Source organism: Grimontia sp. AD028, assembly GCF_000973155.1.
Lineage (GTDB): Bacteria > Pseudomonadota > Gammaproteobacteria > Enterobacterales > Vibrionaceae > Enterovibrio > Enterovibrio indicus.
This window is the reverse complement of record NZ_LASY01000031.1, coordinates 45,548-58,697: the sequence shown is the minus strand read 5'-3', so window position 1 is coordinate 58,697 and position 13,150 is coordinate 45,548. Positions and strand designations below refer to the sequence as shown.

11 protein-coding genes are annotated in these 13,150 nt (G+C 51.5%); 6 read left to right on the top strand and 5 right to left on the bottom strand.

Translation table 11 applies throughout. The features are described 5' to 3' along the window. Positions 1–34 precede the first annotated feature (34 nt). The 5 genes from RN22_RS07820 to RN22_RS07800 all read left to right on the top strand — a co-directional run bounded on the left by RN22_RS07820 (position 35) and on the right by RN22_RS07800 (position 7,523). Positions 35–1,045 (top strand): substrate-binding domain-containing protein, encoded by a 1,011-nt coding sequence (locus RN22_RS07820; protein WP_046303807.1) that lies wholly within the window; start codon positions 35–37, stop codon positions 1,043–1,045. Positions 1,046–1,110: 65 nt separating this feature from the next. Then, positions 1,111–3,258, top strand: a complete 2,148-nt coding sequence (locus tag RN22_RS07815) for an alpha-galactosidase (protein WP_046303806.1) — start codon at positions 1,111–1,113, stop codon at positions 3,256–3,258. A 46-nt stretch (positions 3,259–3,304) separates the two neighbouring features. Next, entirely contained in the window at positions 3,305–6,397 is a 3,093-nt protein-coding gene (locus tag RN22_RS07810; protein ID WP_046303805.1) for a beta-galactosidase, read from the top strand. A gap of 71 nt (positions 6,398–6,468) precedes the next feature. Continuing rightward, the gene (locus tag RN22_RS07805; RefSeq protein ID WP_156168186.1) at positions 6,469–7,170 is read left to right on the top strand and encodes an SDR family oxidoreductase; all 702 of its coding nucleotides are present in this window, start codon (positions 6,469–6,471) and stop codon (positions 7,168–7,170) included. An 89-nt stretch (positions 7,171–7,259) separates the two neighbouring features. Continuing rightward, a complete protein-coding gene (locus tag RN22_RS07800; RefSeq protein WP_052737507.1) occupies positions 7,260–7,523 on the top strand; it encodes a glutathione S-transferase N-terminal domain-containing protein in 264 nt (87 codons plus the stop codon). Positions 7,524–7,584: 61 nt separating this feature from the next. Here RN22_RS07800 and RN22_RS07795 read toward each other — a convergent pair whose 3' ends face one another. Next, positions 7,585–8,403, bottom strand: a complete 819-nt coding sequence (locus tag RN22_RS07795) for a DUF2059 domain-containing protein (protein WP_046303803.1) — start codon at positions 8,401–8,403, stop codon at positions 7,585–7,587. 280 nt (positions 8,404–8,683) lie between these two features. On the opposite strand from RN22_RS07795, the gene RN22_RS07790 reads away from it, so the two are divergent. Beyond that, a complete protein-coding gene (locus RN22_RS07790; protein ID WP_002536704.1) occupies positions 8,684–9,043 on the top strand; it encodes a diacylglycerol kinase in 360 nt (119 codons plus the stop codon). An 88-nt stretch (positions 9,044–9,131) separates the two neighbouring features. On the opposite strand, the gene RN22_RS07785 is transcribed toward RN22_RS07790, so the two are convergent. From RN22_RS07785 to RN22_RS07770, 4 genes are all read right to left on the bottom strand, one after another. Next, positions 9,132–10,166 carry a DUF4056 domain-containing protein gene (locus tag RN22_RS07785; RefSeq protein WP_046303833.1) on the bottom strand — a complete coding sequence of 345 codons (1,035 nt, stop codon included), beginning with the start codon at positions 10,164–10,166 and terminating at the stop codon, positions 9,132–9,134. A 51-nt stretch (positions 10,167–10,217) separates the two neighbouring features. Further along, positions 10,218–11,342 carry a BamA/TamA family outer membrane protein gene (locus RN22_RS07780; protein WP_046303802.1) on the bottom strand — a complete coding sequence of 375 codons (1,125 nt, stop codon included), beginning with the start codon at positions 11,340–11,342 and terminating at the stop codon, positions 10,218–10,220. Positions 11,343–11,350: 8 nt separating this feature from the next. Continuing rightward, on the bottom strand, positions 11,351–12,280 hold the full coding sequence (locus RN22_RS07775) for a hypothetical protein (protein ID WP_046303801.1): 930 nt from the start codon (positions 12,278–12,280) through the stop codon (positions 11,351–11,353). A gap of 204 nt (positions 12,281–12,484) precedes the next feature. After that, positions 12,485–13,126 carry a DUF3047 domain-containing protein gene (locus RN22_RS07770; RefSeq protein ID WP_046303800.1) on the bottom strand — a complete coding sequence of 214 codons (642 nt, stop codon included), beginning with the start codon at positions 13,124–13,126 and terminating at the stop codon, positions 12,485–12,487. Positions 13,127–13,150 lie beyond the last annotated feature (24 nt).

Here is a 13,150-nt window from a genome sequence, read left to right as displayed (position 1 = left end):
CCGCTTTCAGGCAATTTGATAGGAGATCTTCTTAATGGCAACCATTAAAGACGTCGCGCGCAAGGCAGGCGTGTCAGTTGCCACGGTCTCCCGTGTGATCAACGGTTCGCCGCTCACCAAATCCGATACCGCCGATTTGGTAAAACGCACTATGCGCGAGCTGGGCTACCGTCCGAATGCCGCAGCACGCACCTTGGTCAGCAAGCGAAGCCGAGCGATTGGTGTTGTTGTGGCGGACGTGTCTGACCCCTTCTTTGGCTCCTTGGTCAAACACGTTGATACCATTGCCCATAGGCAAGGCCATCACCTTTTGATTGGCAACGGCTACCACGACGCCGCAAGGGAAAAGCAGGCCATTGAATCACTGATTCAGAATCAGGTCGCCTCGCTAATCGTGCACAGCAAAGCGCTGGACGACGACACGCTCCGTGCCTTTTCGGAAGAGCATGGTTCAATCGTCTTTATCAACCGTTTAATCCCGGGTTTGGAAGATCGCTGCATCTACCTCGACAACTATCGCGGCGCTTATTTGGCCACCGAACATCTCATCGAAAAGGGTCACCGCTATGTGGCGTATATCGGTTCCAGTCACTCCATCGAAGATACGGTGCAGCGTCAGAAAGGCTATGAGGACGCGCTGAATACCTATCGCGTCACCGATGAGACCCACCCGGTTATGATGGCCTTTGATACACCGGAAGAAACCGGTGGCGAGCGCGCTATGGCAAAGCTGATGACGGATAACGAACACCTCAGCGCCGTATTTTGCTACAACGATGTCATGGCAGCCGGTGCCATCACCGCACTGACCGACCGCGGTTATCGTGTACCGGAGGATGTCTCGGTCGTGGGTTTTGATGACAGCCTCATCGCCCGCTATCTCCACCCGAAACTCACATCAGTGCGCTATCCGATTGAACAAATGGCCGCCCTAGCTGCAGAGCAGGCTATCGCATTATCAATCCAACAGCCGGTTCCAGAAGAAAAAGGCAGCTACACACCCATACTGATTACAAGAAGCTCTGTCGCCGAGTATAGCGAATAGCGAATAGCGAATAGCGAATAGCGCCGTTTATCAGGCGCGAAGACGCCAACAAAGGGAATGGATTCATGGCTAATATGTCCACGAAAGGAAGCGAAGCGTCGCCTGAAAACTTCGTTCATTTGCAATCAGCGCATACCAGCCTGATTCTGACGTTGAAGCCTGTCCCCGCCATGGTTTACTGGGGCAAGAAAATTGATGCCGATACGTCACCCAATGATTCGCTTTTTGACCTTCCGGTTGGACAGGCAAGGCTCGATGAAGCCATGCCACTGGCCTTACTCCCAGAACAAGGCCGCGGCGATTTTGGCAGCCCGGGCATTGAAGGGCACCGTGATGGAAAGGACTGGGCACCGGTCTTTGAATTGATGTCTGTTACCACCTCTCCGGGCAGCGTACAGCTTCTCCTAAGCGATCCCCGTTCTGGGCTTGAGGTTTGCACCAAGCTTGTTCTGGATGAAGACAGCGACGTGCTGACGCTCAACCACACACTGACGAATACCGGAACGACGAATTATTCCATTCAACGGCTCGCGCTGACATTGCCAGTCGATGACGATTTTCTCGATCTGATCAGCTTCCACGGCCGATGGTCCCACGAGTTCCAACAGCAACGCCTCTCGTTCAAACACGGAGGCCTTGTGCAGGAAAACCGCCGAGGTCGTACATCCCATGAGTCTTTCCCGGGATTGGTCGCTTTGCAAAAAGAAACCCACGAACTGAGTGGCAATCTCATTGGCATGCACTTGGGCTGGAGCGGTAATCACCGCATTCAGGCGCAGGTGAAAAGTGATGGCAGGCGCTACCTGCAAGCCGAGGCACTGTTGGCAGCGGGTGAAATCAGCCTTGCCCCCGGAGAAAGCTTCGCCACCCCCGACTTGTATGCCGTCTTCAGTGCAGAAGGTCTTAACGGCATGATGCAGCGCTTCCACCAATTTGTACGCCATCAAATCCTGAGCTTTCCACAATCAAAACTGCGCCCTGTACATTTTAATACCTGGGAAGGGATCTACTTTGACCACGAGCCCCAACGCATTATGGAAATGGCCACGGCCGTCGCCAGACTCGGTGTTGAGCGCTTTATTCTCGATGACGGCTGGTTCACCAACCGAGATGATGATACCCGTGCCTTGGGTGACTGGCTGGTGGACAAGCGCAAGTACCCTGAAGGGTTAAAGCCGGTTATCGAACACATTAACCAGCTAGGGATGGAGTTTGGCCTTTGGGTGGAACCGGAAATGGTCAGCAAAAACTCTGCGCTTTTCCGCGCCCATCCAGAATGGATGCTGGGTATGGATGAGCTCGGTTATCAACAGCCGGCTGGACGTCATCAGTTTGTGCTCGATTTACAGAACCCCGACGCGTTTAACTACCTGTTGTCATCACTCGACAGCCTGCTAACCGATCATCATATTGGCTACCTAAAGTGGGACATGAACCGCGAGCTGGTGCAAGCCGCACACCAAGGCAATGCAGCGTATCACGGCCAGACGCTGGCGTATTATCGTCTGATTGACGCACTTCGTGAGAAACACCCTTATGTAGAAATTGAATCCTGCGCATCCGGCGGTGGTCGCGTGGATTATGAAGTGCTGAAACGCACCCATAGGTTCTGGACTTCCGACTGCAACGATGCGTTAGAACGCCAAACTATCCAACGCGGCATGCAGCTGTTTTTCCCGCCGGAAGTGATGGGCAGCCACATTGGCCCCAGGCTGAGCCACACCACCAGACGCTGCCATGACATGTCACTTCGGGGCATTACCGCCTTGTTTGGCCATATGGGTGCGGAACTTGACCCCCAAGGGCTAGAGGATTGCGAGCTCCGCGCATTTTCCAAATACATCGCGCTCCACAAGCAATATCGCCCTCTGCTACACAGCGGCACCAGCTTTGTGTTGCCATCTGTGGATTCCGGTACCCATATCTACGGTGTGATGGATGACAGCGTGGTCCTGTTGGCCGTCGTGCAACTCTCCATGCAGGAACATGCGCTTGGACAACGACTGCGATTACCCGTTCTTTGCAAGGAAAAACGCTACCGTGTCGAGGTGGTCGATGCCCCCACGGCTTTTAGCAAGACGATGAAGCATCTTCCTGTCTGGATTGAAAAAATGCCGGTCGTTAACGGCGATCAGCTAAGCCAAATTGGACTAAGCTTGCCAGTAATGGACCCAGAAAGTGCCATGTTGTTGTCCTTTACCGTTGAACCGTAATCGTTTCATGGCCCCGCATTGAATTGACGAGTTTGAGAACCACAACATGACCCGATTTGCAGAATTGATCCGTCGTCGCCAATGGGAAAATCCCGCCGTCACGCAGCTTAACCGCCTTCCGGCACATTGCCCCATGGCGTCTTATCCGAGCGTAGAAGCCGCGCTGGATGATCAATACAACGCAATTCCCGTCTCACGACACCGCGTTTCCCTGAACGGTGACTGGCAATTTTCTCTCTTTGATTCGCCAGAACTTGTCCCTTCAGAGGTCACAAACCGAGAGTTTGATGATGCAAGTTGGCGCACGATTCCCGTGCCTTCAAACTGGCAATTGGAAGACACCTCCGACATTCCGATCTACACCAATGTGCAGTATCCCTTTGAGGTCGATCCTCCTAAGGTGCCAGACCAAAATCCAACCGGCGTTTACCGCACCACCTTCCAGTTGCATGATGGTTGGCTGGATGCACAAACCCTGATTTGTTTTGAGGGGGTCAGCTCGGCGTTTTACCTGTTCTGCAATGGCCATTTCGTCGGATACAGCCAGGACAGTCGCCTGCCTGCCGAATTCGACCTCAGCCCTTTCGTCGCATTGGGCGAGAATCAGATAACTGCAGTGGTGTTGCGCTGGTGTGATGGCAGCTACCTGGAAGATCAGGATATGTGGTGGCTAAGCGGAATTTTCCGCGATGTCACCCTGCGCAAAAAGCCCAAACACCAAATCGCCGATTTCACCGTAAACACCGTGCTAGACCCGACCCACCATGTCGGCACATTGAACGTCACCACCAAGCTTGAAGGCAAGTACAACAAAGTTGCTATTCAGCTTTTTGATGAAGGCACGGATCTCAGCGGACTAGTCATTGCAGAATCCGGTCAACGCGTCATTGACGAACGTGGCGCATGGGGAGATCGCTGCGAACATTCACTCATCGTTTCCTGCCCAAGGCTTTGGAGCGATGAAGACCCGCACCTCTACCGTTTGGTCGTCATGCTGCTGGACGAGAACGACGAACCTATTGATATCGAAGCCTGCAACGTAGGTTTTCGACAAGTGGGTATCAGCGACGGCCTGCTGCAAATCAACGATCTTCCAGCTCTGATCCGCGGCGTGAACCGCCATGAATTCCATCCCGAAAAAGGGTACGTGCAAACCGTCGAAGACATTGAAGAAGATCTTAAGCTCATCAAACAATTCAACTTCAATGCCGTGCGCACCTCGCATTACCCTAATCATCCTGCGTTCTACAACCTGTGCGACAAACTTGGGCTGTATGTGGTTGATGAAGCCAATATCGAAACCCACGGCATGGTGCCGATGTGCCAGCTTTCTGACAACGCGGAATGGCTGAGTGCATACACTGAACGTGTCACCCGCATGGTGGAGCGCGATAAAAACCATCCTTGCATCATCATTTGGTCTCTCGGTAATGAATCCGGCATTGGGAATAACCACCACGCTATGTACCAGTGGGTGAAACAACGCGACCCCAGCCGCCCCGTACAGTATGAAGGTGGAGGTGCTGACACTGCGGCCACAGACATCATCTGCCCCATGTATGCACGCGTGGAGCAAGATCAGACAGACCTCGGCCTGCCAAAGTGGGCGCTGTCCAAGTGGATTGGACTACCGAATGAAAACCGCCCGCTGATCCTTTGCGAATATGCCCACGCCATGGGCAACAGTCTTGGCAGTTTCGATAAGTACTGGGAAGCTTTCCGGCGCTATCCCCGCCTTCAGGGTGGCTTTATCTGGGATTGGGTTGATCAGGGACTGGTACGGAAAGATGATCAAGGCAGTCAATGGTGCTATGGCGGTGATTTTGGCGACACGCCGAACGATCGCCAGTTCTGCATCAACGGCTTAATGTTCCCTGACAGAACACCGCACCCTACCGCTTTCGAAGCCAAATTCCACCAGCAGCGTTTCAGTTACAAACTGGAAGGGACGTATCCTCTGGTTGTCTCGCTTGCCAATGAATACCAATTCCATGCGCCGGAAAATCTGACGCTGCGCTGGTCTATTCAAGGCAATGGCAAGCAAATCACCAATGGCGAACAAGCCTTGCATTTGCTGGCGGGGAAAACGGCACAGGTAGAATTGGCAAAATCCCTGCCGTACCCTAAACACAATCAGGAGTATTTCCTGAATATTGAGGTCGTGCTTTCTTCTGATGAGCCTTGGGCGCCGCAAGGCACCGTTATCGGTTGGGGGCAATTGGTGCTGCCGGTTTACCGCGCACTGCAATCACCTGAGTTGGCACCGGACAGATTGCCTGATGTGATTGATGAGCCAGACCACTGGACGGTCAAAGGCGATCACTTCGAACTCGACTTCGACAAGCAAAGCGGCCATTTGGTGCGCTGGTTGATTGAAGGCGAAGAACAGCTTCTTGATGCGCCAAAAGATAACTTTATCCGCCCGCCTATCGACAATGATATCGGCGCGAGCGAAGCAGACCGTCCTGACCCCAATGCCTGGCTTGGAAAGTGGCAGCAATCCGGCCTGTTTGATTTGCGCCATGAGAATCTGTTCAACACCGTCGATGTGCTGTCTGATACAGTGCAAATCCGCTCCCACCATGGTTATTTCATCGGTGGAGCTATGGTGATCAGCACGCTCTGGCGCTATGAAGTCGACCTTTCCGGCACTATCGCGCTAACCGTCGATGTCAATGTCGCGCAGGATTTACCGTCACTTCCACGGATTGGTCTGGAGCTTGCTTTACCGCTCACTGACTCTGTGGCTTGGTTTGGTCGCGGGCCTTTCGAGAACTACCCAGACCGTAAAGCCGGTGCCATGGTGAGCCGTTATCTCGCCAGCATCGACGACATGCACACGCCTTACATTTTTCCCTCAGAAAACGGGCTGCGTTGTGATGTTCGCCAGTTGGATATCGACAATCTTCGGATTGAAGGCATGTTCCATTTCTCGGTCAGCCGCTACAGTCAGGAAAGCCTCACTGAGGCCAAACATCAGGAGGCGTTAGTGCCAGACGATCACATCTATCTGCGCATTGATGGCTACCACATGGGGGTTGGGGGCGATGACTCCTGGAGTCCAAGTGTGCATCCAGAGTTCTTGCTCGACGCTGCGCATTACCGCTACGCGCTTACGCTCTCGATGAAAAGGGACTGACAGCAAAGTCTGTTTTGCTGAGAATTTGCTACCATGGCCATCACTTTGATACCCAAGCTTAGGGAATGACGATGGCCAATGTTACCAAACACATGCTCATCACGGGGGCCAACCGCGGTATTGGACTCGCACTCACTCAACGTTATCTCGACGCTGGCTGGCACGTCGATGCCTGCTGCCGTCAGCCATTCGAAGCCGCAGAACTGAACTCGCTCGTAACAAAATATGATTCGCTGGGTATCCACGCGCTGGATGTCACAGACCACGCCGCGGTTGACGCGTTGGCGCAGTCGCTCTCCGATAAGCCGTACAGCCTTATCCTCAACAATGCCGGATACTACGGCCCCAAAGGCTATGGGTTTGGCAATACCGACATGGATGAATGGCGCAAAGTGCTGGAAATCAACACCCTCGCCCCGCTCAAAATCGCAGAGGCGTTTTATCCGCACCTTTTAGCAACCAAAGGCACCTTCGCTGCAGTTTCTTCCAAAGTGGGCAGCATGGCGGAAAACACCTCAGGTGGCGGATATATCTACCGATCGTCCAAAGCGGCGCTCAATTCCGTGGTAAAAAGCTTATCAAACGACTTATCACCAAAGGGCATTATCGCCATTGCCTTGCATCCTGGCTGGGTGCAAACCGAAATGGGCGGTCCAAATGCGCTCATTTCCGCGGAAGAATCTGCACAGGGACTTTATGCAGTGTTGGAAGGGCTTGAAGCGAAAGACAGTGGACGGTTCTTAAATTACCAAGGTGAAGAGATTCCGTGGTGATTAAACTTATTACTTTAGCAATGAATAAAATATTCAAAAACGCGGGTCTTATGCCGAGCAAGACCATTCATACTAAAAAAGGAAGAAGTATGCCTGAATTAAATGCTCACAACCTTTACCACAAAAACTACTGCCCTTTCTGCCTCAAAGTCCGTGCGGCATTGAAGATGATGAATCTTGATGTGGCACTGGTTGATGTGGGTGCGGACAGAGAAGCTTACCAGGAGTTGGTCACTGAAGGTGGTCGCGGAATGGTACCTTGCCTTCGCATCGAGCATGACGATGGCACGGTCGAGTGGATGTATGAGTCTGACGACATCATCGAGTACTTCGAAGAGAACTTTGCTAAGTAACCGCTGATTTCAGCAAAAAGAAAACGCCGCTCATCGCGGCGTTTTTTGTTTCGAGAAAAGGTTATTTTTCCTTCGTTATTGCTCCCACTCTTTTCGCCCATGCCATAAAGCTCGCTTCCAGCTCATTGATCATGCTTTTCACCGCAATTTGGTTGAAGCGGTTTGCATCAGGCGTGGAAAGAAACGCGATATATTGATCCAACTCTTCCGCCGTAAAGTCTTTGTAAGCATAAGCCAGAGAAACCGTAACCATCTGCTGCACGTTAGCAGTGGATTGCTGACGAATCGCACTCAGCTCTTGTTTCATGTTGTCCATATCCAAGGGGACATCAGGTTGAAGTGCTGACATCAAACCCGCAAAAATTGCCAACTGAACTTGCTCATAAAAGTTAACGGTAATATTGGTCGCATTGAGCAGTTGATCGATTTTCTGTACCTGGGCAATAAGCTGCTGGTTTTTCATCAAAGCCGGAGCCTCAGCAGACATAGCGGCGAATGCCTCTTCCGTCCCGCTTCTGGCCTCAGCCTCTGTAAACGCCTTACCCAGCGGGGATTCATACCAGCGTATCAGCGTCGCGATTTGTTCGTCGTCCATAGCGCCAGAAAGGGACTGACGAATGCCGGAAAGGATATTAGCCGGCACGATAGTTTCATCTGCAGCCTGCAACATGGCGTTGACTTCTTTTTCTGATAACGCACCCTGTTGTTGCTGGGCTTCGAGAATGCCCAGTTTCACCGTTGCCGGGAACTGGTTCACCATCTCATCCACGCCTGCGGCATTGAGTAGGGCATTGAGAGATTTGTCTGAGGCGGCCTGTGCAAAGCCCACCACAAAGATCGTGAAGAAATAGAGCGTCCATTTTACTGCTTGTTGGAACATGGTTTTGTCCTTAAATGAGGTTTTTAATGCAGCACCCTGACATTCAGGCTCTTTTGACCTGTGGGTGCTTAGAGAAATTGTCCTTTTCACTGGCTTCTTCGAAGTCAGACTTAAATCATCAGTGATAGTGGACAAAAAACACACCGCAGCTGTGCGGTTCACGTTGATTTGGTACTTATTTCGGTAAAAAGCAGCACAAAGTTAATCAGCTAAAAGCATGGATATTTCTCTTATTCACGCGCAAAATAACGCTTTGTTCGAGAACCTGAGATTTCCATAGATGAAACCCAATGTGACTGGCCTGAAGCGCATTTTGCATGCCACCGGGTACTCCTTTCAGGGACTTCGCGCTGCATGGAACAATGAAGCGGCATTTCGACAGGAATTGGTTCTGTTGATCGTGATGACCACCCTTTCGTTCTTTCTGCCTGTGACTCAGGTCGAACAACTTTTGATGGTGGCATCGCTGTTTATCGTGGTGATTGTAGAGCTGATTAACTCTGCCATCGAAGCGGTTGTTGATCGCATCGGCCCAGAGCATCATGAACTGAGCGGGAGAGCCAAAGATATTGGCTCTGCTGCAGTGTTTATCGCGCTGCTTTTGGTGGTGATCACCTGGGGATCATTTCTGCTGTTTTGATAGTTTCAGCAGCAGAAATACAAAAAGGCGACATAATGTCGCCTTTTTGTATTTTTAGAGAACCTGAAATTACTAGGTTTCGTTGACCTTAGGGACGGGTTGTTTCATCCACCGCTTTTGCGAAATTCGCCAACGATTGAAAGTCAGATTCTGTCCACACTGTTTTTGATTTCAGGCTATCCGGCAACACACTAAATGCGTTTTCTTTTCTCGTCGCCCTTGCTTCAAATTGCGCCCAGTTTGAAAGCAACTCACCATTCACCAACTCAACAGGTAGTGATTGCAACTCCCCGTTTTCCACACCATTGGGTGTTAAAGACAAGGCAAGATGATAGTCACGATGCAGCAGCACCCATTTGTCTGGCAACCGCTTAGTGCTGTCCCACCATTGCCCGTCCAGCGCTTCAATACGCCTAGAAGTTTCACGTTCTGGCGCAGCTTCCAGCGCAGACAGCTTTTCTGCAAAAGCGGTATCCATGGCCTCGCCAAATTCCACCAGCGTCAAATCGGGTGTTTCTCGCAAGATGGACATTGCAAGCTTGGCGCCCAGCATATTGGAGTAGAGATCTTCCGGCGAGTAAGCCGATGCGAGCTCTTTGAAACCCGCCACTGAAACCAAGCCGAACCACTGCGCAATCTCATGCCACTGGGCGAGACGAAATGCCATGACACCGGCGATATCCACCGCGATTTCATGCTTTTCCTGCGCCTTTAACGGGGCGTCGTTGCGCTTCAAAACAATGACGCGGTCGCGAAGTTCTGCGGGCAGTGGAATCTCTGCGTCTGTCCCTATGCGATAGCGGATTTCGTTGAACAGGTAATAGGTGAAATCTGCCGTGTCACGCACATGGGCGGTATCAATAAAACCGCCTTTTTGGGTGAAGATAAGCCCATTATGCTCTTCGCCAATCCCCAGCAAACTGCTGGAAACCCCTTGCGAACCATCATTGTATTGGTGGTTGCCAACACCTTTTGCTTCCAGCACGTTGCCCACCGAAAAGAAGGGAACGGGCACACCGCCAACCTGTGCTTTTAAATCTTTACCGAAGGCGCAGCAAGGGCGAACACCCACAGGTGCGTTGGCCAATGCCACACTGCTGACACTCAGAAAAAGACCACCCATTAACAGGCGGCGACCAAAAGGTTTCACTCAGCTCACCATCATGATTGTTGTTTAGAACGCTTCGTTAATGTGGAAATAGAACCCACTGCTATCTTTGCCGATACCAAAATCGAAACGCACGTTAATCCGCGGTTTAAAGGCAAAGCGATAACCAATACCCGCCGTTGGCAACCAACTGTTATCAAACAATGCGTCCGCATCCGGCGCGATGTTGCCCGCACCCACCCAAGTCACCATGCCGTGTCGGGCATTGAATTGGTGTCGCCACTCCATCTGCCCGGAAAGCTGATAGCGGTCGCGGTACTGACCGATGTAATAGCCGCGCATACGTTTGTCGCTGCCAAGCTCGGAATAGGCATACCAAGGCACATCACCTGTCACGCCCTGGCCATATATATCCAACGCCAGAATGCTGTCTTTCGACAGGCGCTGGTACTCACGGTAGTTCAGCGTGAATCTGTCGTAGTTGAAATCGGAGCCAAACGCATCTCGGTAAGACACCCACTCGGCGCTGACCAATCGGCCACGCTCCGGATTCGGTTCGAAATCCCGGCTGTCGTACTCCAGTGCCATCACGGCACCACTGCTGATGGCGTCATCCAGCGCTGAGCCTGACAAAATCGGCCCATCAGACTCCTGATGAGTCAGGCGCTGAAAATCCCAGCCGACAGTGATGTAAGACTCTGACAGGAATTGATAAGACACCTTCGGAGACAGTTTCAGGATCTGCGCCTGCTGCTTGGTTTTGTTATCACTGTTCTCCGCCGCATCACGGCCAATACCCCAGTAATAACCCGGCGCATGGCTGATCCATCCATCTGCCAAAAAACGAAGGGTATCGCCATTCAAATAGGTGCGGTTTTCCACACCGAGACCATAGGAGCCTGAGGTCGAAACATAAGATTTCACCGCCACAGTGGAATAAGGCGTGGTCTCAACCCAGTCTGAAGGCGCATACAGACCCACAGCGGCCACACCGAAACCAAAGCCTTGTTCTGGGTTCACAAATGGCCCCGGCAATACGCCCCAATCAATGCCCTCTTCGACATTGATGCTCTCGCTTGAGCCCAGTTCTGTCAGAAGCTTATCTATCCAATCCTGTTGGTCAGTCTCGGAAGCCTGCGCCAAGGTTGGCAATGCCAGCATCAGCAGCGCCAGAGATGTCATCGCTTTCATGTTTCCCCTCAATAACGCATATCAATCGAGAAGAACACACTGGTGCGATCGCCAAGCCCCGCTTCACCAAGAAGATATAAATGCGGCGAGATTTGGTATTGCATACCGATGATCGGATTCCAGGGGGTCGTCAATCGCTGTTCGACATGGAAACGCCCTTCGTCATCTTGATTCACTGCTCCTAGCAAACCGGAAAGACCTGAAGGCAAGTCAAGGCTTGAAAGGTTGCCTGACAGTGACTGCTCAACGTCCTGATACATGGCTCCAGCCCAAAGACGCATAGGAACGCCTTTCGAGTGAAAGTCGTAGCCAACGCGCGGTGACACCACATAGGCATCAATCGCACCGTCAATCACAGTCAAGTTGGTTTTGGTGTAGCTTGCATCTACAAGACCAAACCAGTTCCCGTAACCACCGGCCAGCACAATGCCGCCGCCATACAAATCACCATCCAAATCAAGTCTGAATGCGATGGGCTCGCTGCGCTTATCAAAACCTTTAACGCCAACGGTCACGCTGGTTTCTGAATAACCTTCGAGCTTACCCACAAGACCATATACATTTAAGAAAGGGAAAAGCCAGACATCGCCACGAACAGAAAGCACTTCGCTTTTTTGTCTTCCCTGTGCCGCCTGAATATCGATTATGTCGCGTGGGATGGGGACGTCGAAACCCGGAATCACAATGTCAGGAAGAAAAGGCAGTGTTGGAATTGTCATTTCCGGCACCTTCGCCACCAACCCTTCAAACCCAATTGAATCCACTGCAATACCCTGCTCCAGGCTCATATAGCTCACGTCAAACCCGAACGGTTTTGGTAAGACATAACCCAATGCTTCGGCCTCTTCTTTCCAGATAGGGAGGGAAAATGAGTCCGCCCAGCTCGCGGTTGAACACAACAGCAAACTGCCAGCAAGCACACGTTTTAACGAGAACATACTTCTGCTTCCAGATGCTCCCGAATAGGAGCGATAAAAATGGGAGGCGCAAATGCGGAAGGGGCGAAGAAAAGCACAGAATACTTTCGCAGCAGCCTAAAGAGGCGCATATCATACTCAGCAAACTTAAAAAGTAAACTACAAAGTGTACATTAAAAAATACAGATTTTTCGGGTGCTAAAAATCACCCATAAAACACTGTTTTTAAGGAGTTTCAGAGAAAGTCAGCGACGTAATATAGGCGGAGGTTTCAGATTGAGAATTGTCACTGTCAGATGTTACAGCAACCACTGAGAGGGTTTTATAGTCTTTCCCGAAAAGGCGCTGGAAGTCTTCCGGCACATTCCGGCTAACCGCGACCCATTCGTTTTTCCTGTCACCCGAGGTCGCCGCCAACATTTTGAACCGTTTTGGCGCAAATGGATTCGGCCAGAAACTGTTTTCCGGTTGGTTTGGTGTCCAGACATAAACAATGGTTCTGCTGCTCATCATCGTCATGCCCGGCACCACAGTCACCGAAACCCGCCAGGCGAAGTCATCCTGCGTTTTCAATTTCTCATTGTCCGTAGTGGGAAAGGTATCCACTTTCCACTGCCAACTCATCCAAGGCGTTGCCGTCAGGTCGATTTCCTTTTCCATGATTAAGCCTGAAGCAGCATCCTGACTTTCCCCGTGTAGTACAGCTCCACCAAACGATGCGTCGTCAATCAAACGGTATCGGGTTTCATTCTTAAACGCTTTCACCTGCCATTCGGACAGATCTGAAAAGCCAATGGTCTCCTCCGCTAAGACAGGAGGCAGGAAAACTAAATAGCAGGAAAGCAGAGCATAAATCCATTTATTCAATCAATTTCTTCCTCTAAACGGCGG

Excerpts from the sequence above, each read along its gene's own strand:
- RN22_RS07800 (WP_052737507.1), top strand. The coding sequence starts at position 7,260 with ATGCCTGAATTAAATGCTCACAACCTTTACCACAAAAACTACTGCCCT.
- RN22_RS07810 (WP_046303805.1), top strand. The coding sequence starts at position 3,305 with ATGACCCGATTTGCAGAATTGATCCGTCGTCGCCAATGGGAAAATCCC.
- RN22_RS07790 (WP_002536704.1), top strand. The coding sequence starts at position 8,684 with ATGAAACCCAATGTGACTGGCCTGAAGCGCATTTTGCATGCCACCGGG.
- RN22_RS07775 (WP_046303801.1), bottom strand. The coding sequence starts at position 12,280 with ATGTTCTCGTTAAAACGTGTGCTTGCTGGCAGTTTGCTGTTGTGTTCA.
- RN22_RS07780 (WP_046303802.1), bottom strand. The coding sequence starts at position 11,342 with ATGAAAGCGATGACATCTCTGGCGCTGCTGATGCTGGCATTGCCAACC.
- RN22_RS07820 (WP_046303807.1), top strand. The coding sequence starts at position 35 with ATGGCAACCATTAAAGACGTCGCGCGCAAGGCAGGCGTGTCAGTTGCC.
- RN22_RS07785 (WP_046303833.1), bottom strand. The coding sequence starts at position 10,166 with ATGGGTGGTCTTTTTCTGAGTGTCAGCAGTGTGGCATTGGCCAACGCA.
- RN22_RS07815 (WP_046303806.1), top strand. The coding sequence starts at position 1,111 with ATGGCTAATATGTCCACGAAAGGAAGCGAAGCGTCGCCTGAAAACTTC.
- RN22_RS07805 (WP_156168186.1), top strand. The coding sequence starts at position 6,469 with ATGGCCAATGTTACCAAACACATGCTCATCACGGGGGCCAACCGCGGT.
- RN22_RS07795 (WP_046303803.1), bottom strand. The coding sequence starts at position 8,403 with ATGTTCCAACAAGCAGTAAAATGGACGCTCTATTTCTTCACGATCTTT.